This window comes from Mycobacterium sp. PS03-16 (assembly GCF_004570325.1).
GTDB lineage: Bacteria > Actinomycetota > Actinomycetes > Mycobacteriales > Mycobacteriaceae > Mycobacterium.
In genome coordinates this window covers 1-23,699 of the sequence record NZ_SPQO01000041.1, presented here as the reverse complement: position 1 = coordinate 23,699, position 23,699 = coordinate 1, and the positions used below count along the sequence as shown (strand labels likewise).

21 protein-coding genes and 1 pseudogene are annotated in these 23,699 nt (G+C 72.2%); 12 read left to right on the top strand and 10 right to left on the bottom strand.

Annotation, left to right across the window (positions count from 1 at the left end):
• Together E4P42_RS23500 and E4P42_RS23495 are read right to left on the bottom strand one after the other, a co-directional pair.
• The gene (locus E4P42_RS23500; protein WP_135128584.1) at positions 1-2,478 is read right to left on the bottom strand and encodes a hypothetical protein; all 2,478 of its coding nucleotides are present in this window, start codon (positions 2,476-2,478) and stop codon (positions 1-3) included.
• Complete coding sequence (locus E4P42_RS23495; protein ID WP_135128582.1) at positions 2,475-4,541, bottom strand: hypothetical protein; 2,067 nt, start codon at positions 4,539-4,541, stop codon at positions 2,475-2,477. Before E4P42_RS23495 ends, E4P42_RS23500 begins: the two co-directional genes overlap by 4 nt.
• A gap of 223 nt (positions 4,542-4,764) precedes the next feature.
• Between E4P42_RS23495 and E4P42_RS23490 the strand changes: the two genes are divergently transcribed.
• The 3 genes from E4P42_RS23490 to E4P42_RS23480 are packed head-to-tail and all read left to right on the top strand — an operon-like array spanning position 4,765 to position 6,403.
• Positions 4,765-5,169 carry a molybdopterin-binding protein gene (locus E4P42_RS23490; protein ID WP_135128580.1) on the top strand — a complete coding sequence of 135 codons (405 nt, stop codon included), beginning with the start codon at positions 4,765-4,767 and terminating at the stop codon, positions 5,167-5,169.
• A gap of 20 nt (positions 5,170-5,189) precedes the next feature.
• Entirely contained in the window at positions 5,190-5,909 is a 720-nt protein-coding gene (gene modA / locus E4P42_RS23485; protein WP_135128616.1) for a molybdate ABC transporter substrate-binding protein, read from the top strand.
• 20 nt (positions 5,910-5,929) lie between these two features.
• The gene (locus E4P42_RS23480) at positions 5,930-6,403 is read left to right on the top strand and encodes a DUF1772 domain-containing protein (RefSeq protein WP_135128578.1); all 474 of its coding nucleotides are present in this window, start codon (positions 5,930-5,932) and stop codon (positions 6,401-6,403) included.
• 1 nt (position 6,404) lies between these two features.
• Here E4P42_RS23480 and E4P42_RS23475 read toward each other — a convergent pair whose 3' ends face one another.
• The 3 genes from E4P42_RS23475 to E4P42_RS23465 are packed head-to-tail and all read right to left on the bottom strand — an operon-like array spanning position 6,405 to position 8,885.
• Complete coding sequence (locus E4P42_RS23475; protein ID WP_135128576.1) at positions 6,405-7,235, bottom strand: M56 family metallopeptidase; 831 nt, start codon at positions 7,233-7,235, stop codon at positions 6,405-6,407.
• Positions 7,232-7,609, bottom strand: a complete 378-nt coding sequence (locus tag E4P42_RS23470) for a BlaI/MecI/CopY family transcriptional regulator (protein WP_135128574.1) — start codon at positions 7,607-7,609, stop codon at positions 7,232-7,234. The genes E4P42_RS23475 and E4P42_RS23470 overlap by 4 nt, the downstream gene beginning before the upstream one ends.
• Positions 7,610-7,628: 19 nt before the next feature.
• Positions 7,629-8,885, bottom strand: coding sequence for an Ig-like domain-containing protein (locus tag E4P42_RS23465; RefSeq protein ID WP_135128572.1), 1,257 nt, complete (start codon positions 8,883-8,885; stop codon positions 7,629-7,631).
• Between the two features lie 218 nt (positions 8,886-9,103).
• On the opposite strand from E4P42_RS23465, the gene E4P42_RS23460 reads away from it, so the two are divergent.
• Together E4P42_RS23460 and E4P42_RS23455 are read left to right on the top strand one after the other, a co-directional pair.
• Entirely contained in the window at positions 9,104-10,468 is a 1,365-nt protein-coding gene (locus E4P42_RS23460) for a hemolysin family protein (protein WP_135128570.1), read from the top strand.
• Positions 10,461-11,465, top strand: coding sequence for a CNNM domain-containing protein (locus tag E4P42_RS23455; protein ID WP_135128568.1), 1,005 nt, complete (start codon positions 10,461-10,463; stop codon positions 11,463-11,465). Before E4P42_RS23460 ends, E4P42_RS23455 begins: the two co-directional genes overlap by 8 nt.
• A gap of 13 nt (positions 11,466-11,478) precedes the next feature.
• Here E4P42_RS23455 and E4P42_RS23450 read toward each other — a convergent pair.
• Positions 11,479-13,695 (bottom strand): annotated as a pseudogene (locus E4P42_RS23450) (acyl-CoA dehydrogenase).
• On the bottom strand, positions 13,695-14,699 hold the full coding sequence (locus tag E4P42_RS23445) for an NAD-dependent epimerase/dehydratase family protein (protein WP_135128566.1): 1,005 nt from the start codon (positions 14,697-14,699) through the stop codon (positions 13,695-13,697). The pseudogene E4P42_RS23450 and the gene E4P42_RS23445 overlap by 1 nt, the downstream one beginning before the upstream one ends.
• A 56-nt stretch (positions 14,700-14,755) precedes the next feature.
• On the opposite strand from E4P42_RS23445, the gene E4P42_RS23440 reads away from it, so the two are divergent.
• Positions 14,756-15,346: a TetR/AcrR family transcriptional regulator gene (locus E4P42_RS23440; RefSeq protein WP_135128564.1), complete on the top strand. Its 591-nt coding sequence runs from the start codon at positions 14,756-14,758 to the stop codon at positions 15,344-15,346.
• On the opposite strand, the gene E4P42_RS23435 is transcribed toward E4P42_RS23440, so the two are convergent.
• Positions 15,343-16,968, bottom strand: a complete 1,626-nt coding sequence (locus E4P42_RS23435; RefSeq protein ID WP_135128563.1) for a GMC oxidoreductase — start codon at positions 16,966-16,968, stop codon at positions 15,343-15,345. The two genes, E4P42_RS23440 and E4P42_RS23435, sit on opposite strands and share 4 nt — an antisense overlap.
• Positions 16,969-17,045: 77 nt before the next feature.
• Positions 17,046-17,210, bottom strand: a complete 165-nt coding sequence (locus E4P42_RS23430) for a rubredoxin (protein ID WP_135128562.1) — start codon at positions 17,208-17,210, stop codon at positions 17,046-17,048.
• A 129-nt stretch (positions 17,211-17,339) separates the two neighbouring features.
• On the opposite strand from E4P42_RS23430, the gene E4P42_RS23425 reads away from it, so the two are divergent.
• Entirely contained in the window at positions 17,340-18,557 is a 1,218-nt protein-coding gene (locus tag E4P42_RS23425; protein WP_135128560.1) for an alkane 1-monooxygenase, read from the top strand.
• Positions 18,558-18,604: 47 nt separating this feature from the next.
• On the opposite strand, the gene E4P42_RS27515 is transcribed toward E4P42_RS23425, so the two are convergent.
• Complete coding sequence (locus tag E4P42_RS27515; protein WP_135128614.1) at positions 18,605-19,030, bottom strand: hypothetical protein; 426 nt, start codon at positions 19,028-19,030, stop codon at positions 18,605-18,607.
• On the opposite strand from E4P42_RS27515, the gene E4P42_RS27235 reads away from it, so the two are divergent.
• The 5 genes from E4P42_RS27235 to E4P42_RS23400 all read left to right on the top strand — a co-directional run.
• Positions 18,930-19,148, top strand: a complete 219-nt coding sequence (locus tag E4P42_RS27235; protein WP_209305860.1) for a hypothetical protein — start codon at positions 18,930-18,932, stop codon at positions 19,146-19,148. The genes E4P42_RS27515 and E4P42_RS27235 overlap by 101 nt on opposite strands.
• 157 nt (positions 19,149-19,305) lie before the next feature.
• Positions 19,306-20,925, top strand: a complete 1,620-nt coding sequence (locus E4P42_RS23415) for a protein kinase family protein (protein WP_209305859.1) — start codon at positions 19,306-19,308, stop codon at positions 20,923-20,925.
• A gap of 131 nt (positions 20,926-21,056) precedes the next feature.
• Positions 21,057-21,608 carry a hypothetical protein gene (locus tag E4P42_RS23410; RefSeq protein WP_135128558.1) on the top strand — a complete coding sequence of 184 codons (552 nt, stop codon included), beginning with the start codon at positions 21,057-21,059 and terminating at the stop codon, positions 21,606-21,608.
• Between the two features lie 111 nt (positions 21,609-21,719).
• Positions 21,720-22,733 (top strand): iron ABC transporter substrate-binding protein, encoded by a 1,014-nt coding sequence (locus tag E4P42_RS23405; protein WP_135128556.1) that lies wholly within the window; start codon positions 21,720-21,722, stop codon positions 22,731-22,733.
• A gap of 24 nt (positions 22,734-22,757) precedes the next feature.
• A partial coding sequence (locus E4P42_RS23400; protein ID WP_245234189.1) for an iron ABC transporter permease occupies positions 22,758-23,699 on the top strand: 942 nt, incomplete at its 3' end.

Here is a 23,699-nt window from a genome sequence, read left to right as displayed (position 1 = left end):
TCAACGGCTCCACTGGGTCCGGATCGCCGGGGCGGTGGGCATCTCGAAGCGACGCGTCATCAGCCGCATCACCGTCTTGCGGTGCCTGCGGATCGCCGCATCGCTCAGATCACCGGACAGCTGGGCCATGGTGGCCGCGACCATACCGGCGTCGATCATCTCCGGGCTGCGGGTGGTCAGCACGTGCTGAGCGGTTCGGCCGATGACGTCCTCGACGGCGTCGGATCCGCCGGCCGCGTCGTCGCTCCACCGCAGTGCCGCCACCGCGAGCACCGACATCACGTTGAGCACGTAGCCGTCGACCAGCGCCACCAGCTGCCCGAACGCGTCGGCCGCGACCGCCGCGTCGGCGGCCAGCGTGGCGCAGGCGGCGGGGTACGGGTGCCCGGCGCAGGCGGCGATCGCCGCGAAAGTCACCAGTCGGCCGGCGAACCGGTGATTCGCCACCTGGGCGCCGACGGTGTTTAGGGCCTGCTGCCACAGCGGGGTGTACGCCTGCCGGTGGCTGTCCGCGTATCCCTGCTCGATCCACGTGCGCGGGTCCAACACCCGCACCGCTGCGCACGCGACCGTGACGTCGTCGTTGTTCGCGGCGAGCACGTGCTGTGCCAACCGGTCCATCGCAGGCGACGCCGCGCCGCAGACCAGCGTCCGCAGCGCCGCCGCACCGGGCACCGGCGAATCCCCCACCGCCACCAGCAGTTCCTCCGGCCGCCACACCGAACCGGCCGCCACGTCGGCGAACCGCGGAGATCCGCTGACCCGCAGCCACCACAGCGCCGCCCAGCGATCCGCCGGATCGTCGGCGCCCCCGGTCACGGCGCGGGCACCCCGTAACGCCGCCCTGGTCCACGCCGCGCCCCACGGTTCGGCGCGCCACAGTTCGTCCGGTGCGGGCGCGGTGATGCCGTCGGCCAGCCAGTCCAGCACATCCCCGCCGGGCAGATCCTCGCCACGGTCGCGCAGCAGCATCGCGCCCAGCGCCAGCCGGGTCGGCACCCCCACCTCGCCCAGCCGATCCAGCAGATCGGGACCGACGGCCGAATCCGCCAGCGCGGGAAGCACATCGGCGCGCAGCGCGGCGTCCACCCGGTCGTCGTGGACGCCCGAGCGCAGCAGCAGATCAGCCAGGCACACCACCCGCTCGGGGCCCTCGCTCCGGGCCCCGGCCATCGCGCCGCCGATGGTGTCGTGGAGCGCGCGGGGTACGGCACGGTGCTCGAAGCGCCGGTGCCGCGCGGGAACCGGGCCGGGCTGCGCCAACCACTGCTCGTCGGTGAGCGCGCGGGACAGGTAGGTCACCGCGGCGAGGTCGGCCGCGGGACCGTCGCTGGTCTGCTGCACCGCCCGCCAGGCGTCGGCGGCGCTGTCGCCCAGCGCGGTGCGCATCACGTCGGCCACGGTGCGGGCCACCATCGAATCCGCCGCCGCGCGTGGGGAATACGCGGTGATCACCTCGTGCGCCTCGGCGAGCGCGTCGGCGAACTGCTCGCGGTGCACCACCGACATCGCCATCGGCCAGGCCGGGTGCAGCCCGGCGTCGGCGACCTGCGCGGCGTACCGGTCGACGTCGTCGAGCATCACGTGCGCCGAGTCGGCGTCGAGCAGGGCCACCTGCGCCATCACCGACCACGCGGTCACCTCGATCGTCTGCCCGTCGCCGGTACGGTGCGGAACCTCGCCGAGCTCGCCCAGCGACAGTGTGCCGGTCTCGCTGAGCGCGACGACGTCGTCGGGCAGCTGTTCGAGATCGTCGATCGGCACCGCGGTGAGATGCTGGCGGCTCTGCCGCGCCAGGCCCAGCTGGTCGGCCCGGTCGAACGTCGAGAAGTTCAGCGCCGCAGCGGTTCCCGGTGACATCAGGAAGCTGACCAGACCGATCCACTGGGCCGCCGAATCCACCGACTCCACGCCGAGCACCACCGGCGGGCCGCCGCGCAGCGCCGCGGCGACGGCGTCGAGCAGGCCGAACAGCGTGGCCAGCCGCCACGCGCCGGGGTCGAGCGCGAACTGTACGACGCTGTCGCGGGTCACCGCCGCACCGGGCGCGGGCGGGTCGGCGGGCAGCGCGGCCGCGGCCACCGCGAACGGTCCGTAGGGGCACAGCCAACCGTCCGAACGCCACCATTCGATGGGCCGGCGGGACCGCTCACCGGCCGTGCGGTCGATCAGCGCGTGGGCGAACACGTTTCCGGGCCGGCCGGTGCTGTCCGAGCCGGCGGGCACGGTGTGCCAGTACGCGGCGCGCTGACGGTCGAGGCGGCCGTAGGCCAGCCGGCGGGGGCCGCGTTCGAGCTGTTCGGGTGTCGGGTAGGCGGGCAGCGGCTGCGCCGCCCGGAACACCGTGCGCACCCCCGCGGTCAGGATCCGCACCTCTTCGGGCGTCACCTCCGCCGAGGTCTCCTTGACCTGCCATCCGCCGGTGTGCGCGCCCGCGTCGAAGGACGTGTAGCTGAGCTGTCCGTAGCGCGCCGTCATGACGTCACCGGCGTGGTGAGCCGCAGGTTGTCCACCGGCGGGTCGAGCAGCGCCACGAGGCGCAGGCTGGCCGGGGCCGGGGTGTTCACGAACAACCGGATCCAGCCCTGCCGGTTGCGCACGTTGGCGGCCCACAGCTCGCTGCCGCCGGTGGTGCTCAGCTGCGACCACCGCAGCTCCAAAGACGGCGGCGCGGCCAATTGCCCCTGATCGTTGAGCGGGGCCACGTCGACGAGGTCGCCGTCGTGGACGCTGAGCGGAATCCGGTGCGGGTTGTTGACCAGCACGAAGGCCGGCGACCCGGGCAGGTCGTACTCGGAGCGGACGGCGATCGTCGCGGTGAACGGCCGGCCCTCGGCGTCGCGCCCGACGCGCACCGCGTACTGCAGCCGCAGCAGCCCCTGGTACTCGACGCCGGCGATCGCGCCCATCACCCGCCGGCCACCGGTGAATGCCACCGGCGCCAGGTGCAGGGAGCAGCCGTGCACGGGCAGCTGCCCGGACAGTTGCAGGCCGCCGTATTTCTCGTACTCCTCGAGTGTGATCTCCCAGGACTGCCCGGACAGGCCGGCGCGCGGGTCGTGCCCCTTCGGGGCGAGGTGGACGACGACGGCCGCGGCGCCGTCGGGCCAGTCGAAGGTGAGCACCTGCTTGTTGCAGTACTCGGCCAGTTCGATGTCGCGGATCACGCCGGTGCGCACGGTCGAGAACGTCTTGCCGAGCATCGCCCGGCCGCCGATCAGCGTGACGGGGGTGAAGTAAGCGCGGCTCCACTGATCCGGCCAGGCGACCCCGGCCATCGCGGTGCGGATCTGTCCGCCGTCGTCGCGAATTTCTGTGATGGGTTGCGCCAGACGGAGTTCCGGCGGCAGCCCCACCTGGTCGAGGGCGTCCTCGGGCAGTTCGGCGGCCTCCGCGCCCGCGCTCGGCCCCGTCGGGGTGCGGTAGATCGCAACGCGGCCGCCGGGCGGCGTGGTCCAGGCGAGGTCGAGGACCGTCGCGTCGGCGCTCGACCCGGTGACGGTCAGATCGGTGACCGGCGCCAGCACCGCCGACACCTCGACGTCACCCTGCGCGGCCTCCGACAGTCGCAGCACGCCGTCGACCGGCGCGGCGCAGCGGGCACGGTAGACGTAACGGTGGCCGCGTTCGGCGTCGATGTCGACGAAACCGCCGAGATTGTCCTGCCCGGAAAGGATTCGGTACTGCGGTCCGTCACGGTGCGCCTCGTGTGCCGGCATCCGGTAGATGTAGACACCGCTCACACCCGGCGGCGCGGTGTACTGCCCGATGACCCGTCCGGAATCCTCCCGGAGCACGAAGTCGGTGATGCGGCTGATCAGCATGCCGGTCGCGTGCAGCACCGGCTGGGCGGCGAGCGCTTCGGCGTGCGACGGCCCGGAGTTGGCCCACACCTGGAAGTGCCGGACCGCGGCGACGGTCGGCCGGTCGTCGGTGGCCGACGTCGCGACGGTCACGGCCAGCACGTCGGCGGTGTCCGGGGACTGCGGCGGCGCGTCCTCGGCGCTGATCAGGCGGTACAGCACGACGGCCGCATCGGCGCCGGTGTACGGCGGCCAGCGCAGTTCCAGTGCGCCGGTGTCGCGACGCCGGTGCAGCGTGATGGACTCCGCCGGACCGGCCGGGTCGATCGCCGCGTACGGGGCGAACCGGTCGGTCTCGGTGATCGACGGGTCGAACCGGGGTTGTTCGCGCGGCAGTGGCGGAGGGGCGACGGTCTCCGCGCGGGGCGGGTCCTCGCTGCGGTGCCGGCCCGCCGGTGTGGCGGCGGACGTGACGTCCTCCTCGTCGGGCGGCGCGGCGGGGCCGGGCGGTAACTCGGCCAGCACCCGGGCCATGTCCTCGGCGTGCTCGGACACCGACCCGGGCAGCATCGCGCGGATCTGCTCGACGTCGGTGCGCCCGGACCGCAGCACCAGGCGCAGGTGGGCCTCCTTGAAGGTGCGCGCCGACACCGCTCCCGAATCGACCAGACGCTGGCGCCAGTCGAGCAGGGCACCGAGCCGCGGATCGTCCTCGGCGTGGTGCTGGTGTTCGGTCATCGCCGCGGCACCCTGCCGGCACACCGCACCGACCGTCGACCCGGCATGCCGCCACCCCCGCAACTGTGCATCGCGTCAGATTCCACCGCGCCCACCCATGCCGGCAAACGTACCCGGCGGTGCCGGTTCCGGTCGGGGGATGCGGCGCATCACGCCGAGTTCTCCGCATTCGCGTTGAGAATGGCCGGTTTTGTTCCGCATTCGCGGTTGCTAAGGTCACCTCATGCCGATGCTGAGGATCCGTCAGGCGGCCGAGCTGATCGGTGTCAGCGATGACACCGTGCGCCGGTGGATCGATGACGGGCGGTTGCCGGTCACGACCGACGCCGCCGGCCGCAAGGTGATCGACGGCGCGGCGCTGGCCGCGTTCGCCCGGGCGAACACCAGTGCGCCCAGCGATCCGCTGGGCGTCGCGAGTTCGGCCCGCAACCGGTTCGCGGGTCTGGTGACCGAGGTGGTCAGTGACGCGGTGATGTCGCAGGTGCAGATGCAGTGCGGCCCTTTCACCGTGGTGTCGCTGATGAGCACCGACGCGGTTCGCGACCTCGGCCTCGTCCCGGGTAGCGTGGCCGTCGCGGTGGTCAAGGCCACCACGGTGATCGTCGAAACCCCTCTGGCGCCGGCGTGATCCGCCACGCCGCCGTACTCATGCTGGCCGTGGCGCTGAGCGGGTGCGCGCCGCAGGCCCCCGGGGGCGACACGGTGACGGTGTACGCGGCCGCGTCGCTGGAGGATTCGTTCCGCCGCATCGGCCAACGGTTCGAGGCCGACCATCCCGGCGTGACGGTGGAGTTCTCGTTCGCCGGCTCGTCGGATCTGGTCACCCAGCTCACCCAGGGCGCCCCGGCGGACGTCTTCGCCTCCGCCGACACTCGCAACATGGCCCGGGCCACCGATGCGGGGCTGGTGCGCGGGACGCCCGTCGACTTCGCCTCCAACACCCTGACCATCGCCGTGGCGCCGGGCAACCCGCTCGGGGTGCGCACGCTGCGTGACCTCACCCGCCCCGGCGTCAGCGCGGTGGTGTGCGCACCGCAGGTCCCGTGCGGCGGGGCGACGGCCGCCGTCGAGCGCGCCGCCGGGGTGGATCTGCGTCCGGTGAGCGAAGAGTCGTCGGTCACCGATGTGCTCAACAAGGTCACCAGCGGTCAGGCCGACGCGGGGCTGGTGTACGTCACCGACGCGCTCGGCGCCGGCGACGCGGTGAGCGCCGTCGCGTTCGGTGAAGCCGCCGGCGCGGTCAACACCTACCCGATCGCGGTGCTCGAACAGGCCGAGAAACCGGGGCTGGCAGAACAATTCGTCGACGTGGTCACCGGCCCGGCCGGTCAGGACATCCTGCGCGAGGCGGGGTTCTCCGGCCCCTGAGCGCCGACTACGGTGAGGCGATGGGTGTGGTGACCGACGTGCTGGCGACCATCGCGGTCCTCGGCGGTGCCGTGGTGTACGGCTGCGAGATGTTCGCGTTCCTGGTCCTGCGTCCGGTGCTCGCCGGTGTGGACGACCGGACGCTCGGGGACGTCATCGGCCGCATCCACCACTTCGGCGACCGGCGTCTGCCGGTCCCGTTCGCGACCGGCCTGCTGGCCGCGGTCCTCACCGGCGGCGCCGCCGCGCTCACCGGCCGTACCCCGGCCGCCGCCGCGGCGGCCGTCGCGGTGCTCGCACTCCTGGTGTGGCTGTGGGTGTTCCTGCGGATCAGTGCGCCGCTCAACCGGATGCTCAGCGAGGCAGCGCTGGCCGGCGAGACGCGCACGGATGTGCGGAGACTGCAGGCCCGTTGGGAGCGGGTGCTGCCGGTACGGATGACCGCGCAGGGGGTCGCGCTGGCCGGGCTGTGCGTGGCGCTGGCGCTGCCGTGACTCAGCCGTGGCAGATGGCCGCGATCGGGAGCGGCGCGACCACGACGGCGGTGATCGTGGCCGTCAGCGCGGTGTAGCGCCACCACGTCTCGAACCGTGACGGCGGGTGGGCCAGACGCCGGACCCGGGCCAGCACCGCGGTGTGCGCGGCGCCGACGGCCCCGGCCACGGGTTGCGCCGGACCTGCGACCGTCAACAGCCCGGCGAGCAGTGACGCGGCGCCGTGTCCGCGCGCCGCGACGTCGTCGGCGCGCATCTCGAGCAGGCGGCCCACCGCCGCAGGCGCGCGCCGGAACAACGGGAGCAGCGGCACCGCCCGGGCCAGGGCGCGCAGCAGGATCAGCGCGTGCGGGTGCCGGCCGCGCACGTGCGCGTCTTCATGTGCCAGCACGGCGGCCAGGTGAGGCGGCTCGAGCGCGTGCAGCGCCCCGGTGGTGACGACGACGGTGTCGGGCCGGCCGGCCACGCAATAGGCGGCGGGCGCGGTGGCCGGGATCACCACGGCACCCGTCGCCTGGTCGACGGCGCCCAGCAGGCGGGCGGCATGGGCGTGTTCATCGCTGCGGGAGCGCAACCGGCGGATCTGCCGCAGCCACCGCCCGGCGACGCCCACCGCCGCGGCCGCGGCCAGCGCACCGGCGAGCATCCGGTTCCCGGCGAGCAGGCTGACCGTGGCCAGCATCCAGGCGGCCGCCACGCTCAGCAGCGTCGCGATCCAGGCGGCGATCGCCAGCCGCGGCAGGGTGCCCCGGCTGCCGAACCGGTCGAGCACGACGGGCGCGCACACGCTGACGCCCACTGCGTAGGCCAACAGGCACAGCAGGCCGGTCATGGCGTCTTGCGCCGTCTTGCCAAGCGGGTCAACACCGTTCGGAGTTGCCCCGCCTCTTCGGGCGTCATCTGTTCGAGGAACGACGTGAGCACCAGGTCGGCGTCCCCGCCGGAGGCCAGGGCGTCGCGCATGAGCTTCGCCGAGCGCTCCGCGCGCGTCATCGTCGGCCAGTACCGGTAGGCCTTGCCCGTCTTGTCGCGGGTCAGCCAGCCCTTGCGGTGCAGGTTGTCCATCGTCGACATCACGGTGGTGTAGGCGATCGGGCGGTGCATCGAGATCTCGTCGTAGAGCTCACGCACCAGTACGGGCGCGTCGTGCTCCCACGCCAGGTCCATGACGACGGCCTCCAGGTCGCCGAATCCCCGCTGCTGCACGGGGTTCAGCTCGCCGTCGTCACGACAGCGCACTGCCGTCGCGCCATTGTTCCCATGGGACGCTCCAGTCACCGTTCTGCCACTGCTGCAGCGGTTCGCCGCCGGTGTTGCGTACCTCGACGACGTCGCCCGGCCGGGAGAAATTGTAGAACCACTCGGCGTGTTCGGCAGACAGGTTCAGGCAGCCCGCCGAGACGTTGGTGTTGCCCTGCGCCCATACCGTGTCCTCGAGCTGGTGCAGGTAGATGCCGTCGGGGCTGATGCGGGTCGCGTACGGCACCTCGAGCCGGTAACCGGACGAGGAGCTCACCGGCAGCCCGTAGGTGGAGGAGTCCATCACCACCATCTCGGCCTTGTCCATCACGGTGTACACGCCGGGCTGGGTCCAGAACTTGATCTCGTTGCCGCCCACGAACTCCGAGCCACCACGGCCCATCGACGTGGGCATGGTGCGCACCAGCTTGCCGTTCTCGTACACGCTGATCTGCTTGGTGTTGTCGTCGGCGATCGAGACGTGGGACGGGCCGATGGTGAAGTTCACCCGCCGGTCCTGCGAGCCGTAGAGCCCCGCACCGAGGCGTGCGCCGTAGATGTTCGCCGCGACGCTGACCTTGGTGCCGGACGGGAAGTACTCGCGCGGCCGCCAGTGCGCCTTGCGGTCGCTGACCCAGTTCCATGCGCCCTCGACCGGCGGCGAGGTGGTGACGTGCAACCGGCGCTCGGCGGCCGCCCGGTCGGCGATCGGTTCGTCGAACTGCGCGACGACGACCGTGCCGACGCCGTAGGTGCCGCCCTCGGTGAGGTCGGCGCCCGCGGTGGTGGTCAGCGAGACGTCGGTCTGTTCCTCGGGGATGATCGTCGAGAATCGGGTCACGTGGGTCGATGTGGAGGCGTCGGTGCCGCGGCCGGTGACGGTCAGCGTGTAGGTGCGCCCGTACCCCAGCGGCACGTGCGGCTTCCACGTCGTGTTGTCCGGCGTCATGGCGCCGGGCACCGGGGTGCCGGTCTCGTTGACCATCGACACCCCCGCCAGCGAGCCCACCTTCGCCTGGACGGCCACCGCGTCGATCGGGTCGACGCCGCTGGCGTCCGGCGCCGGGCTGATGGCCAGCACTGGCGGCTGCGGAGGCGGCAACATCACCGCCGCCTTTCCGGCGGCCGTGACCGCCTCCGCCCCGGCGTCCGGTCCGCCCCACGCGGCGGCCAATCCCAGGCTCACCACCAGCGCGCCGGCGGTCGCGATGACCGCCAGATCGAATGAACGCCGCTCCTCCATGCCCCTCCGGAATCCTTCGTCTGTGTTCGCGATCTACGGACCTCGATAGTAGATGGTGCCGCGGTGCAGCGCGCGCCACACCGAGCTGAACAGGATCTATGCATGGTCGCGCATGAGTGCGGGCACAGTTCCCGTACGCTCGTGCTCACCAACATGAACACCGACGCATACGCCGCCGAACCGAAGCCCCTCCCCCTGACCCCCGTGGTGTGCGTCCCGTGCTGACCGCCTCCGCCGCCATCCTCGTCGGCCTCCTGGTCGTCGTTCTGATCACCGCTCTCACCGGGTACTTCGTCGCCCAGGAGTTCGCGTACATGGCCGCGGACCGGTCCCGGCTGGCCGCTCAGGCCGACGCCGGAGACGCCGCCGCGGCGCGGTCGCTGACCGTCACCCGGCGCACCTCGTTCATGCTCTCGGGCGCCCAACTCGGCATCACCGTCACCGGGCTGCTCGTCGGCTACGTCGCCGAACCGCTGATCGGTGGCGGCCTCGAAACCCTTCTCGGCTCCGCGGTACCGACTGCGGTGGCGGTCGGCATCGGGGCGGTGGTGGCGCTCACCGCGTCCACGCTGATCCAGATGCTCTTCGGTGAGCTGTTCCCGAAGAACCTGGCGATCGCCCGGCCGGAGCCGGTGGCCCGCGCGCTGGCCCTGTCCACCGTGGTCTACCTCAAGGTGTTCGGCTGGCTCATCCGGCTGTTCGACCAGTCGTCGAACCTCCTGTTGCGCGCGCTGCGCATCGAACCGGTGCACGACGTCGAGCACGCCGCGACGCCGCGCGACCTCGAACACATCGTCGCCGCCTCCCGCGAGACCGGTGACCTGCCGCCCGACCTGTCCGCACTGCTCGACCGCATCCTCGACTTCCCCACCAGCACCGCCGAACACGCGATGATCCCCCGGATCCGCGTCGACGTGGTGTCCGCGGACGAACCCGTCTCCGGGGTGTGGGCGTCGATGGCCGCGGGGCACACGCGCTATCCCGTCATCGACCCCCACTCAGACGAGGTGCTCGGCATCATCCACCTGCCCGACCTGCTCGACGCCGCCGCCCGCACCGGCACCGCGCGCGACCGGGCGCGGCCCGCCGTCATCGTGCCGGAGACCATGCCGCTGCCCGGCGTGGTCCGCGAACTGGACAGCGCCGGTGAGGAGATGGCGATCGTGATCGACGAGTACGGCGGCTTCGCCGGCACCGTCACCGTCGAGGACATCGCCGAGGAACTGGTCGGCGAGATCGCCGACGAACACGACACCGAGGACCCCGCCGCGGCGCTGCGCGACGGCGACGGCTGGCTGTTGCCCGGTGACCTGCCGATCGACGAGGCCGAGCGCAGCCTGGACCTCGAGTTCCCCGCCGGCGACTACGAGACCGTCGCCGGTCTGGTGATCGCCTATGCGGGCGGCCTGCCCGCGTCCGGTGACACCGTGGAGGTTCCGCTGCCCGACGACAACGCCGACCTGCTGGCCGAGGGACCTCCGCCACGGCGATTGCTGGTCGCCGAGGTCCGCGAAGTCGAACGGCACGTGCCCGCCGACGTGTTCGTCACCGTCCGGCTCGACACGGAGCCCGGCGATGAATGACCCGTTGATCCTCGTCGCCGTCACCGCCGCGCTGATCGCGGCGAGCGCGTTCTTCGTCGCCGCCGAATTCGCGCTGATCGCCGCCCGCCGCCACCGGCTCGAGGAGCGCGCCGCCGACAGCCGCGCCGCCAGGGCCGCCCTGCGCAGCACCACCGAACTCTCGCTGCTGCTCGCCGGGTCGCAGCTCGGCATCACCGCGTGCACGCTGCTGCTCGGCGCGGTCACGAAACCCGCAGTGCACCATGCGATCACGCCATGGCTGGCCGACCTCGGGCTGCCGTCGTGGGTCGCCGACGCGGGCGGCTTCGTGCTGGCGCTGCTGATCGTGACGTTCCTGCACCTGGTGGTCGGCGAGATGGCGCCCAAGTCGTGGGCGATCGCGCATCCTGAGCGTTCGGCCGTGCTGCTGGCGCTGCCGATGCGCGGGTTCATCTGGCTGACCCGCCCGCTGCTGCGCGCGCTGAACCGCGCCGCGAACTGGTGCCTGCGCCGGGTGGGCGTGACGCCGGTCGACGAGCTGGCCGAAGGTCAGGATCCCGCCGCGCTCAAGCACCTGGTCGAGCACTCCGCCACCACCGGCACACTCGACGAGCGCTACCGCGCCAACCTGATGTCCGCGCTCGAACTCGAGGCGATCACCGTCGGCGACCTGGTGCAGCGGAACCTGCACACCGGAACCGTTCCGGACGGCGCCGGACCGCAGCGCATCCAGGACGCCGCCCGCGTCAGCGGCCATCTACGCCTGCTCGTGTCGGACGGGCGGGACATCGTCGGCGTGGTCCACGTCCGCGACACGATGACCGCCCCGGCGTCGGCGACCGCAAGGGACCTGATGCGGCCCGCCGTGACCTTCGGCGCGGAAACGCCGGTGTACGAAGCGCTTCGGGTCATGCGCGACACCCGCACCCACCTGGTCGTGGTGACCGACGCCGACCGCCCGGCCGGCATCCTCACGCTCACCGACGTGCTGCACCGGCTGCTGCCGGTGCCGACCTAGGAATCGGCGCGGATCAGCCGCGCGGCAGCCCCAGGACCATCTGCGCGATGATGTTGAGCTGGATCTCCCGGGTTCCCCCGCCGACCAGTTCGGCGGGCAGGTGCAGGTAGGGCTGCGCCACCGGGGGTTGGGAGTCCGCCAGCATCGCCGCGGGTGCGGTCAGTGCGAGGACGGCCGTGAAGGTGCGGCGCAGCATCGTCGCGGTGGCCACCTTCGCGATACTCGACGCCGGACCAGCGGCCTGCCCGTCGAGCAGCCGCAGCGTCTCACGCACGCCGAGCGCCTTGATCGCCCCGCTGTAGGCGTCGATCTCGCCGAGCGCGCGCAGCGCCGCGTCCTGGTCGGGACCGTCGTCGCGGGCCAGCTCCCGCAGCGCGCCGGCCCGGTCGTTGTGCACGTAGTTGCCGATGGCGACGCGCTCCTGGGCCATGGTGGTGATCGCCAGGCGCCATCCGTCCGTCGGCTCGCCGAGCAGCATCTCGTCGGGCACGAAGACGTCGGCGAGGAACACCTCGTTGAACTCGGCGTCGCCGGTGGCCTGCCGGATCGGGTGCACCTCGACGCCGTCGGCGCGCATGTCGAGGATGAAGTAGCCGATGCCGCGGTGCCTGGGCGCGTCCGGGTCCGTACGGGCCAGCAGCGCACCGTAATCGGCGCGGTGCGCCGACGACGTCCAGATCTTGTGCCCGGTGATCCGCCACCCGCCCTCCACCCGGGTGGCGCGGGCGGCCAGCGACGCCAGGTCCGAGCCCGCGCCGGGTTCGCTGAACAACTGGCACCACGCCAGCTCCCCGCGCAGCGTCGGCTCGACGAGGCGGTCGCGCACCTCGGGGCGGCCCGCGCTCAGGATCGACGGCAGGATCCACTCGGCGATGCCGAGCGACGGCCGGACCAGATCGGGCCGGGCGGCGAACTCCTCGTCGATGATCAGCTGCTGGCGCGGGGTGGCGTCCAGACCCCACGGTGGCGGCCAGTGCGGCGCGATCAGACCCGCGCCGGCGATCGCGGTGCGCTGCGCTCCGATCGCGAACTCGTCGTAATCGCCCTGACGGCCGCGGGCGTCGTTACGCAGGCTCTGCGCGTGGTCGAGCGCCGCACCGACCCGCGCGCGGAAGTCGGCCTCCGCATCGCCCAGCGGCACGGTCAGGCCGCGGGTGGTGGTGCGGGTCAGTTCGCCGAGCCGCCGGGCCCACCGGCCGGCCGGGCCCAGCGACGCGGCCAGCGCGGTGGCGCGGCGCCAGTACAGGTGAAGATCGTGCTCCCAGGTGAACCCGATGGCGCCGAACATGGTCAGCGTGTCGAGCACCAGGTCGGGGGCGGGCGCGACCGCCATCAGCACCGCGGTCGCCGACGCGATCGCGTGCTGGTCGGCGGCCTCCCCGGCCGAGCGCACCGCATCCCAGGCGGCGGCGGTGGCCAGTTCGCTGCTGATCAGCAGCTCGGCGGCGCGGTGCTGGAGCGCCTGAAACGTGCCGATCGGCCTGCCGAACTGTTCGCGGGTGCGCAGGTGGTCGGTGACCGCGTCCACGCACCACCGGATGATCCCGGACATGGCGCACGCGGTCAGCGCGGCCACCGCGCAGCGGGCCCGCTCGTCGTCGATGCCCTCGATGCGTTCGGCGGCGCGGTACCGGTGCAACCGCAGCAGCCCGACGTCGGTGGTGAGATCGGTGCCGTGCTGGGACTCGACCGTCACGCCGTCGGCGTCAGGGTCTGCGACGAACTACAGGACGTCGGTATCGGTGGCGGCGGCGACGAGCACTCGTGTGGCCGAGCGCAACCCGAGGACGGGCGCCGAGACGCCGGTGACCACCCAGCCGTCACCGTCGGCCACCGCACGGGCGTTCGCGGTGTCGGCGGGTACGACGACGGCGGTGGCGCCGGCGGCGGGCTCGCCGAGCAACATGGTGACGGCCGGCACAGGGTCGGCCAGCAGCGCCACCGCGCCGGCCGCCGCCGTCGACAGCAGCGGGCCGGGCAGCAGCGCGTGCGCGGCCGCCTCGATCACGCACCCGGTGTCCACCAGGTCGCCGCCCTGTCCCCCGACGTCCTCGGCCAGGTGCACCGCGTGAAACCCGTTGGCCACGAGATCCTGCCACCACGACGGCATCTGTCCGGCGGCCAGCGCGTCGAGCGCGGGTCGCGTGGTGTCGACGGGTGCGTGGCGGGCGGCGAACTGGCGCACCGCATCGGCCAGCGCCTCGTGTTCGGGGGTCAGGGCGATCGGCATCAGCGGGGGTCCTTCATCGATCGGCGACCGCAGGCGAAGAAGTGCGCGGCCTCGGCCAGGGCGTCGGTGACCGGGGCCGGCGCCCAGCCGAGGTCACGCACGGCCTTGGCGTGGTCCATCGGGGACATGATGTGCATGAGCCGGACACTCTGCGGGGTCAGCCGGGTCTCGCGGCCGCGTACGCGCGCCACCAGATCACCCGCCACCGCCGCGGCGGCCATCGCCCGGATCGGCACACCCCGCCGCGGTGGCGGCATGCCGACTGCGGCACAGGCGTTTTCGTAGACCTGCCGGGCGGACATGTACCGCTCGGAGACGATGTAGCGTTCCCCGGGCGTACCGCGCTCCGCGGCCAGGATCAGCGCGTCGGCCGCGTCGCGGACGCCGACCACCTCGGCCGCGGCGCCGTCGATGTAGAACGGCAGCCGGCCGCGCACCGCGGCGGCGACGAGTCCGCCGTGCGGAGTGGGCAGCCAGTCGCCGGCGCCGTAGGTGTTGGATACACACATCGCGACCGCGGGCAGCCCGTGCTCACGGTGGTGGCGCAGCACGAGACTCTCGGCCGCCACCCGGCTGCGCACGTACTCCCCGGCCTGGTCGAGCCAATTGTGCTGCAACTCTTCGGTGGCCACGCCGCGCTCGGCGATACCGATGGTGGCGACCGAGCTGGTGAACACGAAGCGACGCAACCCGGCGCCGGCGGCGACGTCCAGCACGTGCCGCAGCCCCTCGACGTTGGTGCGCCACAGTGGCCGCGCGTCGCGCAGCCACGCCCGCGCATCCACCACGCAGTAGTAGACGACCTCGCAGCCGGCCATCGCGGAACGGAGCGCGTCGCGGTCGAAGATGTCGCCGTACCGGCGGTCGACGGGAAGGTCGTCGAGCGCCCGGGTGGAGCTGGTGCGCCGGATCAGGAGCCGCACGTCATCGCCGCGCGCCACCAACTGCCGGGTGACGTGGGAGCCGAGGAATCCACTGGCCCCGATGACGAGCTGTGTGCCCACGACCCTCCTGTGCCGAGACGAGACGGTTCGTCTCGTCTGTGGCAGACTACGGTCCGATGCCCACGCCCGCAACGCCGCCCCCGGACACCGGCACGCCCCGGCGGCGCAGCGAGAAGTCGCGGATCGCGATCCTGACCGCGACGCGGGAGCTGCTGCTGGAACGCGGTTTCGACGGGTTGAGCATCGAGGCCGTGGCCGCCCGGGCCGGCGTCGGTAAGCAGACGATCTACCGGTGGTGGCCCAGCCGGCCCGCGCTGGTCGCCGACGTCCTGCTCGAAGACGCTCCCGGAATTTTGGCCCCGGTTCGGCACAGCGACGACATGGTCGCCGATTTGGTGCGCTGGACCGGCCGGTTGGCGGCCACGCTGACCAGCCCCCGCGGCCACGCGATGCTGCGGATCCTCACCGTCGCCTCGCTGGAGCACCAGGACACCGCCGCCCGGCTGCGGGCGGGCTTCGGCGACCCCCTGCACCGGTCGGTGCGCGACCGGCTGGTGGCCGGCGGCGTCGACGCGCCCACCGCCGAGTCGGCGGCCGACGCGCTGGTGGGCGGGGTGGTGTACGCGATCCAGCGGGAGGGCCGCAGCTACACGCGGGCGCGGGCCCAGCGCACCGCGCACCTGATCGTCGACGCGCTCGTGCGTTAGGTCCGCCGGCCGGCCAGCACGCCCTCGATGTTGCGCTCGGCCAGCGCGGTGATCGTCATGAACGGGTTGCAGCCCAGGTAGCCCGGGATCAGCGAGGCGTCGTTGACGTAGAGGTTGTCGTAGCCCAGCACCCGGCCGTAGGCGTCGGTCGCCTTGGCGCGCACGCATCCGCCCAGCGGGTGCACGGTGTGCGGGGCGAAGACCTGACCGTCGAAGATGTCGTCGCGGTAGTCGACGCCGTTGGCGGCCAGCACGCGGTCGAACACCGTGCGCGCCCGGGCGTACAGGTGGTCGGTGTGCTCCCGCGGCCAGCGGATGACCGCGGCGTCGCGGGTGCGGTCGTAGACGATGTCGGCGCGGTCGCCGGTCTTGACCATCACGTAGTAGCCGAGCGCGTAGGTCTCGACGGGCAGCGGGATCGAGAACATGCTGGCGTACACGGGGTTGTCCGGGTCATCACGGCCGTCGAGGTTGATCATGCCCATCAACGACTGCTGGGTACCGGCGGGATCCCCGTCGGCGAGCATGTGGGCGACCATGACGTCGCCGTTGTTGCCGTATCCGCGGCCGATCTCGTCGTTCAGTCGCGGCAACGTGCCCGACTCGCGCGCCCGCAGCAGGATCTCGGTGGTGCCGAGCACCCCGGCGCCGAGGTGCAGCTGGTCGCAGGACAGCTCCTCGCGCGCGAGTTCGGTACCCCAGCGGTCGATTTCGCGGATCGACACGATGTAGCGGCCGTCACCGTCCTGGCGGACGCCCACCACCTCGGTCAGCGTGCGCAGCCGGACCCGGCCGGTGGCCAGCGCCGCCGCGATGTAGGTCTGGTCGACACTGCCGAACCTGCCGTAGTTGTTGCCGAACTGCTGCTCGAAGTCCAGCGCGGACCGCGGCACCTCACCCGCCGCCTCCCTGCGCAGATAGTCGAACGAGTAGGCGCTGCCGTTGTAGTCGACCCGGTATCCGGCGGCCTCGGCGTACTTGCGCCCCACGCGCGCGTACTGGAACCACGGCGTCTCCTCGAACCAGGCCATGTCGCGGTGGGTGATCCGCAGCTCGGATTCGGCACGGCGCACGTAGGTGCCGAGGAACTCCGCGGGGTCGATGTCGGGGAACGCCTCCCGGACCTGGGCGGGCGTCGGGACCGCCGCGATCGCGGCGTTGACCATCGAGCCGCCGCCCACCCCGATCCCGCGGAACACCTGGTGGGCGCCGTGTTCGGCCTTCTCACAGATCCCGGCCTGCCGGGGCTGTGACGACGCGACGCGGTGGGCGACATCGGCCATCGACACACCACGGAACGACGGCACCAGGCTCGGCGGCACCGAGGAGAACCAGCCGGCGCGGCTGTCGGCGGGCAGCATGCGGGAGAACCGCTTGCCGTCGTCGTCGGGCGCCTCCCACAACCGGCCCTTCTCCAGGATCAGCGTGGTCACCCCGGCCTGCCCGAGCCGCAGCGCACAGACCCCGCCGCCGTAGCCGCTGCCCACCACGATGGCCGGGTAGTGGTCGCGGCCCGATCCGGTCCACCACCGGTCGGCGGACGCCAGGCCGCCCACTCCGGCCGCACCCGCGGCGACGCCGGCGGCGACGCCGAGGAACCGCCTGCGCGTCAGCACCGTCATGACCAACTCCCGTCCGGCTCGGTCGCTGAGGAAGCGAAGTCTCCAAAATTAACTGCCGGTGTCCTGAGCGCCACCGCTCACGCCTCGACGACGAAGTCCGGTTTGTCCCGGACACCGCAGTCCGGACAGTTCCAGTCCTCCGGGACGCTGCTCCACGGTGTCCCCGGCGGAAATCCCTCACGCGCATGGCCAGCCGATTCGAGGTAGCGATAGCCGCATTCCGGGCAGCGTGCCGATCCCATTCCCGCGTTCCTTTCCCATCGACATGCCGGATACACCCCGGCGAGCCGGCGTGCGGCGCAGCGTCGCGAGTGAGGTTACCGCGACAAAGTAGTTTGCGAAAGTCGTCCGAGCAATGTACTTATCAGTGCATGGGACCGCGAACGGCGACTCATCGGATTTTCCCCAGCGACGCGGATGGGCATTCCGTCACCGCGCCGCACTGGCGCGACCCGAAGCGATATCTGTGGCTGTTCGCCGCGATCGTGCCGACGATGGTGTCGATCTCATGGTTTCTGGTCACCGTGTCCGGCAGCGGCGCGTTCTGGTGGACGGCGCCCGTCATCGCGTTCGTGATCATCCCGGTGCTGGACCGGCTGATCGGCATGGACGCCACCAATGCCCCCGACGGGGCACTGGCCTGGCTGGAACACGATCCGTTCTACCGCTGGGTGACGTATCTGTTCCTGCCCAGCCAGTACCTGTCGCTGCTGTTCGCGTGCTGGCTGTGGGCGGGCGGCGGTTGGCTGAGCATGTCGCTGTCCGACAAGATCGGCCTGATGGTCACGGTCGGGATCATCGGCGGGGTGGCGATCACCACCGCGCACGAGCTCGGCCATCGCCGTGAGCGAATCGAGAAGCGGCTCAGCAAGATCGCGCTCGCGCAGACGTGTTACGGCCACTTCTTCGTCGAACACAATCGCGGCCACCACGCGAAGGTGGCCACGCTGGAGGACCCCGCCACGTCGCGGTTCGGGGAGAGCCTCTACGCGTTCATCCCGCGGTCGGTGTGCGGCAGCGTCCGATCGGCCTGGCGGATCGAGCGCGCCCGGTTCCGCCGCATGGGCCGCAGCCCGGTCAGCCGGGACAACGACGTCCTGAGCGCGTGGGCGATGAGCGCGGGGCTGTACGTCGTGCTCGCGGTGTGGTTCGGTCCGGTGGTTCTGCCCTATCTGGCCGGTCAGGCCGTCATCGGGTTCTGCCTGCTGGAAACCGTGAACTACCTGGAGCACTACGGGCTGCGCCGGCAGAAGCTGGCCAACGGCCGCTACGAACGGGTGCGCGCCTGCCACAGCTGGAACAGCAACACCGTGGTGGCCAACGTGTTCCTGTTCCACCTGCAGCGCCATTCCGACCACCACGCCCACCCGCTGCGCCGCTACCAGTCGCTGCGCCATGCCGACGAGGCGCCGCAACTGCCCGCCGGGTACGCGACGATGATCCTGCTGGCGCTCGTGCCGCCGCTGTGGCGCCGGGTAATGGACTGGCGGGTGATCGAGCACTACGGCGGCGACCTCACCCGGGTGGGTCTGCGGCCGCGGGCCGCCGCGCGCCTCCAGCGTGAGCGCGCGCTATCCGAAATCGACTAAGGGGCCGGGTCATTCGCTGACCCGGCCCCTACTGGTTGTCGCTGGTGTTATCCGATGCAGCCCACACCCGGGATGCAGCCCTGCACGCCACCCGGGCCGGCCGACCCGCTGGGGCCACCCGGGATCGAGCCGCTCACGCCATCCGGGCCCGCGGTACCCGCCGGGCCGCCGGGGATGGATCCGGTCGCGCCTTCAGGACCGGCCGCACCGCCCGGGCCGCCGGGAATCGCACCGCTCGCACCGTCCGGGCCGGCCGTGCCACCCGGGCCACCCGGGATCACGCCCGTCGCGCCCTCGGGGCCGGCCGCGCCACCGGGACCACCCGGAACGGCGCCCGCGGCGCCACCTGGACCGGCGACCCCGTTCGAGCCGATGAAGCACGGGCTGCCGTCGGCATTCGCGCACGGCGGCGGCGGCGGCGGGTTGAGGGAGAAGGCACCTGTACTTCCGAAAGCCGCCGGGGCGAACGCGATCGCAGTAGCGGCAGCGCCCGCGAAGAGCGCCGGGGCGGCTTTGCTCATCATGTTTCGCATGACTATGCAGTTGCCGTCGCTTTTGATCTTCAAACCTGCTCGTATCGAGACACTTTGAGCCTCCGCCCGGACCATGGACGGCTGCGGCGGAGATCACACCGGCGTCTGACCGTTTAGTTGCCGGTGCCGCTGGGCATCTTCGATGACAACTGGGCTGCGGGGGTACCCGCCGGCCGAATGAGGCGACGGCAGTGCTGACACGCGAGGTGCGAACCATGGCGACCGATGACGACCTTTCGGCCACCGCACCGATCGACCCGCCCACGCGGCCGGTCCCCGTGCCGGTGCACCGCGGCCCATCACCGGCTGACGACCTCACCCACCGGCCGGGTGCGACCGTGCACCACGGGCGTTACCGCCTGCTGACCTGTCACGGCAGCCGGGCGCCGCTCGAGTTCTGGCAGGCCTACGACGCGGCGACCCGCGAGCTGGTCGCGCTGACGCTGGTCGACCCGCGCGGCGCACTACCGGTCGAGTTCGTCAACGAGATCCTGTCGCTGACCGTGCGCCTGCGCGGGGTGGACACCCCCGGCGTCGCGCCGATTATCGACGTCGCGCACACCGGCGCCTTCGGACTGGTGGCCGCGGAATGGGTACCCGGCGGCACCCTCCGCGAGCTGGCCGACACCCTGCCGTCGCCGGTCGCGGTGGCCGGCGCGCTCGAGCCGCTGGCGGTCGCGGCCGAGGCCGCGCACCGCGCCGGACTGCACCTGAGCATCGACCACCCCGCCCGGGTGCGGCTGCGCACGGCCGGTCATGCGGTGCTCGCCTTTCCCGCGACGCTGCCCGACGCCACCCGAGGCGGGGATCTGCGTGGGATCGGCGGCTGCCTGTATGCGCTGCTCGCCGGCCGCTGGCCCGACGACACCGGCGGTTCGGACTGGCCGGCGTTGGAGACCGGTACCGGCGGTGAGCCCGCCGCGCTGACCGACCTGCGCCCCGGCACCCCGTTCCTGGTCTCGACCACCGCCGCCGGCCTGGTCCGCCCCGAACCCGGTATCACTAGCGCGGCCACGCTGGTCACGATGCTGCGGCAGGCGTCGCAGGACGGCGCCGGCGACGGCGCCGACATCCGCGTCCTGGCACCGCTCGACCCGCCGCCGCCCGGGGTGTACGCCGGGTTCCGCAACTTCGGCCCCGGCGAGCAGCAGAAGGTGGCGCGGCAGGCCATCCTGCGGGTCGGTATGGGCGCCGCCGCGGCGATCGCGGCGATCGGCGTGGTGATGCTCGGCTCGAGCGTGAACGGCTTCCTGCCCGACACCGGCGAGACGGCCGCCATGGACCCGGAGCAGCTGGGCCTCAACGATGCTCCCCGACCCACCACGCCGGCGGCGCCGGCCGCGCCGAGCGACACCGTCAAGGCCGCCGCGGCGGACTCGCCGGTCATACCGGCGAAGGCCGAGGTGTACTCCCCCGACGGCCGCCCCGACAACCCCGGAGAGGCCGGCCGCGCGATCGACGGCGACCCGGCGACCGCGTGGTCGACCGACCGCTACTACGACGCCGAGCCGTTCCCGAAGTTCAAGGAAGGCCTCGGCCTCATGCTCGAGTTGGCGCAACCCACGGCGCTGGGCGCGGTCACGGTCGACCTCGGCAGCTCGGGCACGGTGGTGCAGGTGCGGTCAGCGGGCGGACCGACCCCCGCCGGTTTGGCCGACACGGCCGAACTGAGCGCGCCGACATCGCTGAAGCCGGGCAGCAACACGATCGCGCTGCGCAGCCACGAGCCGGTCTCCCACGTGCTGGTGTGGGTGGGCACGCTCGGCAGTACCGGCGGCGAGAGCCGCACCGCGATCGCCGAGGTCACGCTGCGTCCACAGGCGCCGCCGGCCTGACTCGCGCCCGCGGTGCGCCCACGGCCGGTCGGTTAGGCTTCGCCTGCCCGTGCCGGGAGGGCGGGGCGCCGTAACCGTCGGGGGGCACATTGCTGGGGTCGTACCGCCACTGGACCCGTCGGCAGAAGGCCGTGGCGGTGCTCGCCGCGGTGGGCATCGTCGCGATGCTGGCCACGACGCTCGCCGGGGTGCTGGCTCCGCTGCTGAGCGGCGACACCCGGCCCGCGGCGCGACCCCCGGCGGCACTGCCCCGCAGTGTTCCCCCGCCCACCATCGCGTCGATGTCGGTGCGGCCGGTGGCCGAGGTTCGCCCCGCGATGCCCGGCGAGTGCCCGCCGCCCGCGCCGCTGCCGCCGGACCTGGCGTGCGATATGGCCAACGCGCAGCTCTACCGTTTGCTGCCACCCACCGAGACGCTGCAGCTGACCGCGGCGCAGTCGGTGAAGTCGCCCACCGACGACACGCATCTGGTGCAGATCGCGATGGAGCCGGGCTCCTCGGTCGCCTTCGGCCGGTTCACCGCCGAGAACCTCAACCGTCAGATCGCCTTCCTGCGGGACGGCATCGTCGTCTCCGCGCCGATGATCACCGCACCGCTGAACACCCCCTCGCTGCAGCTCTCCGGCGACTTCACCGGCGAGGAAGCCGACGCGATCGTCGCGATGGTCCGCAACGGCCGCTGAGACAGCGTCACCACCGGGTTTCCTCGCCGTCTGGTTAGGGAAGGCAGCCCTCAGAAGGTATGTTCTGAGGATTCCGCAGTCAGCCCCTGCCGGAACCAGAAGGGACCCAGGATGCGTCTTCGCCACGCCATCCCCGCCGTGCTCGCCACGCTGACCGTGCTCTCCGGCACGGTCGCGTGTTCGGGCGGCGGTGAGGACGATTCACTGTTGATCTACAACGCCCAGCACGAGTCGCTGACCAAGGAGTGGATCGAGGCGTTCACCGAGGAGACCGGCATCAAGGTGACCTACCGCCAGGGCGGGGACACCGAGATGGGCAACCAGCTGGTGGCCGAGGGCGAGTCGTCGCCCGCCGACCTGTTCCTCACCGAGAACTCCCCGGCGATGGCCGCGGTCGAACAGGCCGGGCTGTTCGCCGACATCGACCCCAAGGTCGTCGAGCAGGTTCCGGCGCAGTACCGGCCGTCGTCGAACAAGTGGACCGGGGTGGCCGCGCGGTCGACGGTGTTCGTCTACAACCCGTCCCGGCTGCCGCAGGATCAGCTGCCCCGCTCGATCATGGATCTGCAGGCACCGCAGTGGAAGGGCCGGTGGGGTGCGCCGCCGAGCAAGGCCGACTTCCAGGCCATCGTGGCGGCGATGCTGCAGCTGACCGGTGAGCAGGCCACCTCGCAGTGGCTCACCGCGATGAAGGCACAGGCGCTGCCGTTCGAGAACAACATCGCCACGCTGCGGGCGGTCAACGACGGACAGGTCGACGGCGGCGTGATCTACCACTACTACTGGTTCCGCGATCAGTCCGAGACGAAGGAGATCAGCGGCAACACCGCGCTGCACTACTTCAAGAACGAGGATCCGGGCGCGTTCGTGAGCCTGTCCGGCGCCGGTGTGCTGGCCTCCAGCGACAAGAAGGACCAGGCTCAGCAGTTCCTGACGTTCATCACCGGCACGGCCGGGCAGGAGGTGCTCGAGAAGGGCACCTCGTTCGAGTACCCCGTGGCCAGCGGTGTGCCGGCCAACCCCGCGCTGCCCCCGCTGGACACCCTGCAGGCCCCCGCGGTCGACCCGTCCACGCTCGACGCCAAGGCCGTCACCGACCTGATGACCAAGGACGGCCTGTTGTAAGTGGTCGCGACGACGGAATCGCCTCTGGCGCCGCACTCCCGACCCGATCACCGGCCGCGGGCCACCCGGCCCGGCCCGGTGATCAGCGTGACCGTCGCCGCCCTGCTGGCCGCGACGTTCATCCCGCTCGGCTATGTCGCGTGGTCGGTGGCCTCGGTCGGCCCGACCCGGGCCGTCGAGCTCATCGTGCGGGCCCGGGTGGCCGAACTGCTGGTGAACACCGTGGCCCTGGTGCTGATCACGGTGCCGGTGTGCCTGGCACTCGGCATCGGCGCCGCCTGGCTGACCGAACGCACCGACCTGATCGGGCGCTCGGTGCTGCGCCCACTGTTCGTCGCACCGCTGGCCGTGCCGGCGTTCGTCAACAGCTACGCGTGGGTCAGCGTCGTCCCGTCGCTGCACGGACTCGGGGCGGGCGTGCTGGTCGCCACGCTGTCCTACTTCCCGTTCGTCTACGTCCCGGCGGCGGCCACGCTGCGCCGGCTCGACCCGGCGATCGAGGAGTCCGCCCGCTCGCTGGGCTCGGGTTCGGCGGCGGTGTTCTTCCGCGTGGTGGTGCCGCAGCTGCGGCTGGCGATCCTCGGCGGCGGGCTGCTGATCGCAGTGCACCTGCTCGCCGAGTACGGCGCGTTCGCGATGCTGCGGTTCGCGACCTTCACCACCGCGATCTTCGAACAGTTCCAGTCCACCTTCGACGGCGCCGCCGGCAGCACGCTGGCCGCGGTGCTGGTGCTGCTGTGCCTGCTGCTGCTCCTCGCCGAGGCCGCCGCGCGCGGCAAGGCCCGCTACGCGAGGGTCGGTTCGGGCGCGCAGCGCGCGATCACCCCGATCCGCCTGGGCAAGAACACGCTTCCCGCACAGGCTGCGCTCGCGGGTCTGGCAGTGCTCGCGCTCGGCGTCCCGAGCGCGACGATCGTGCGGTGGTTGTGGATCGGCGGGGCGCAGGTGTGGGCGCTCGACGACCTC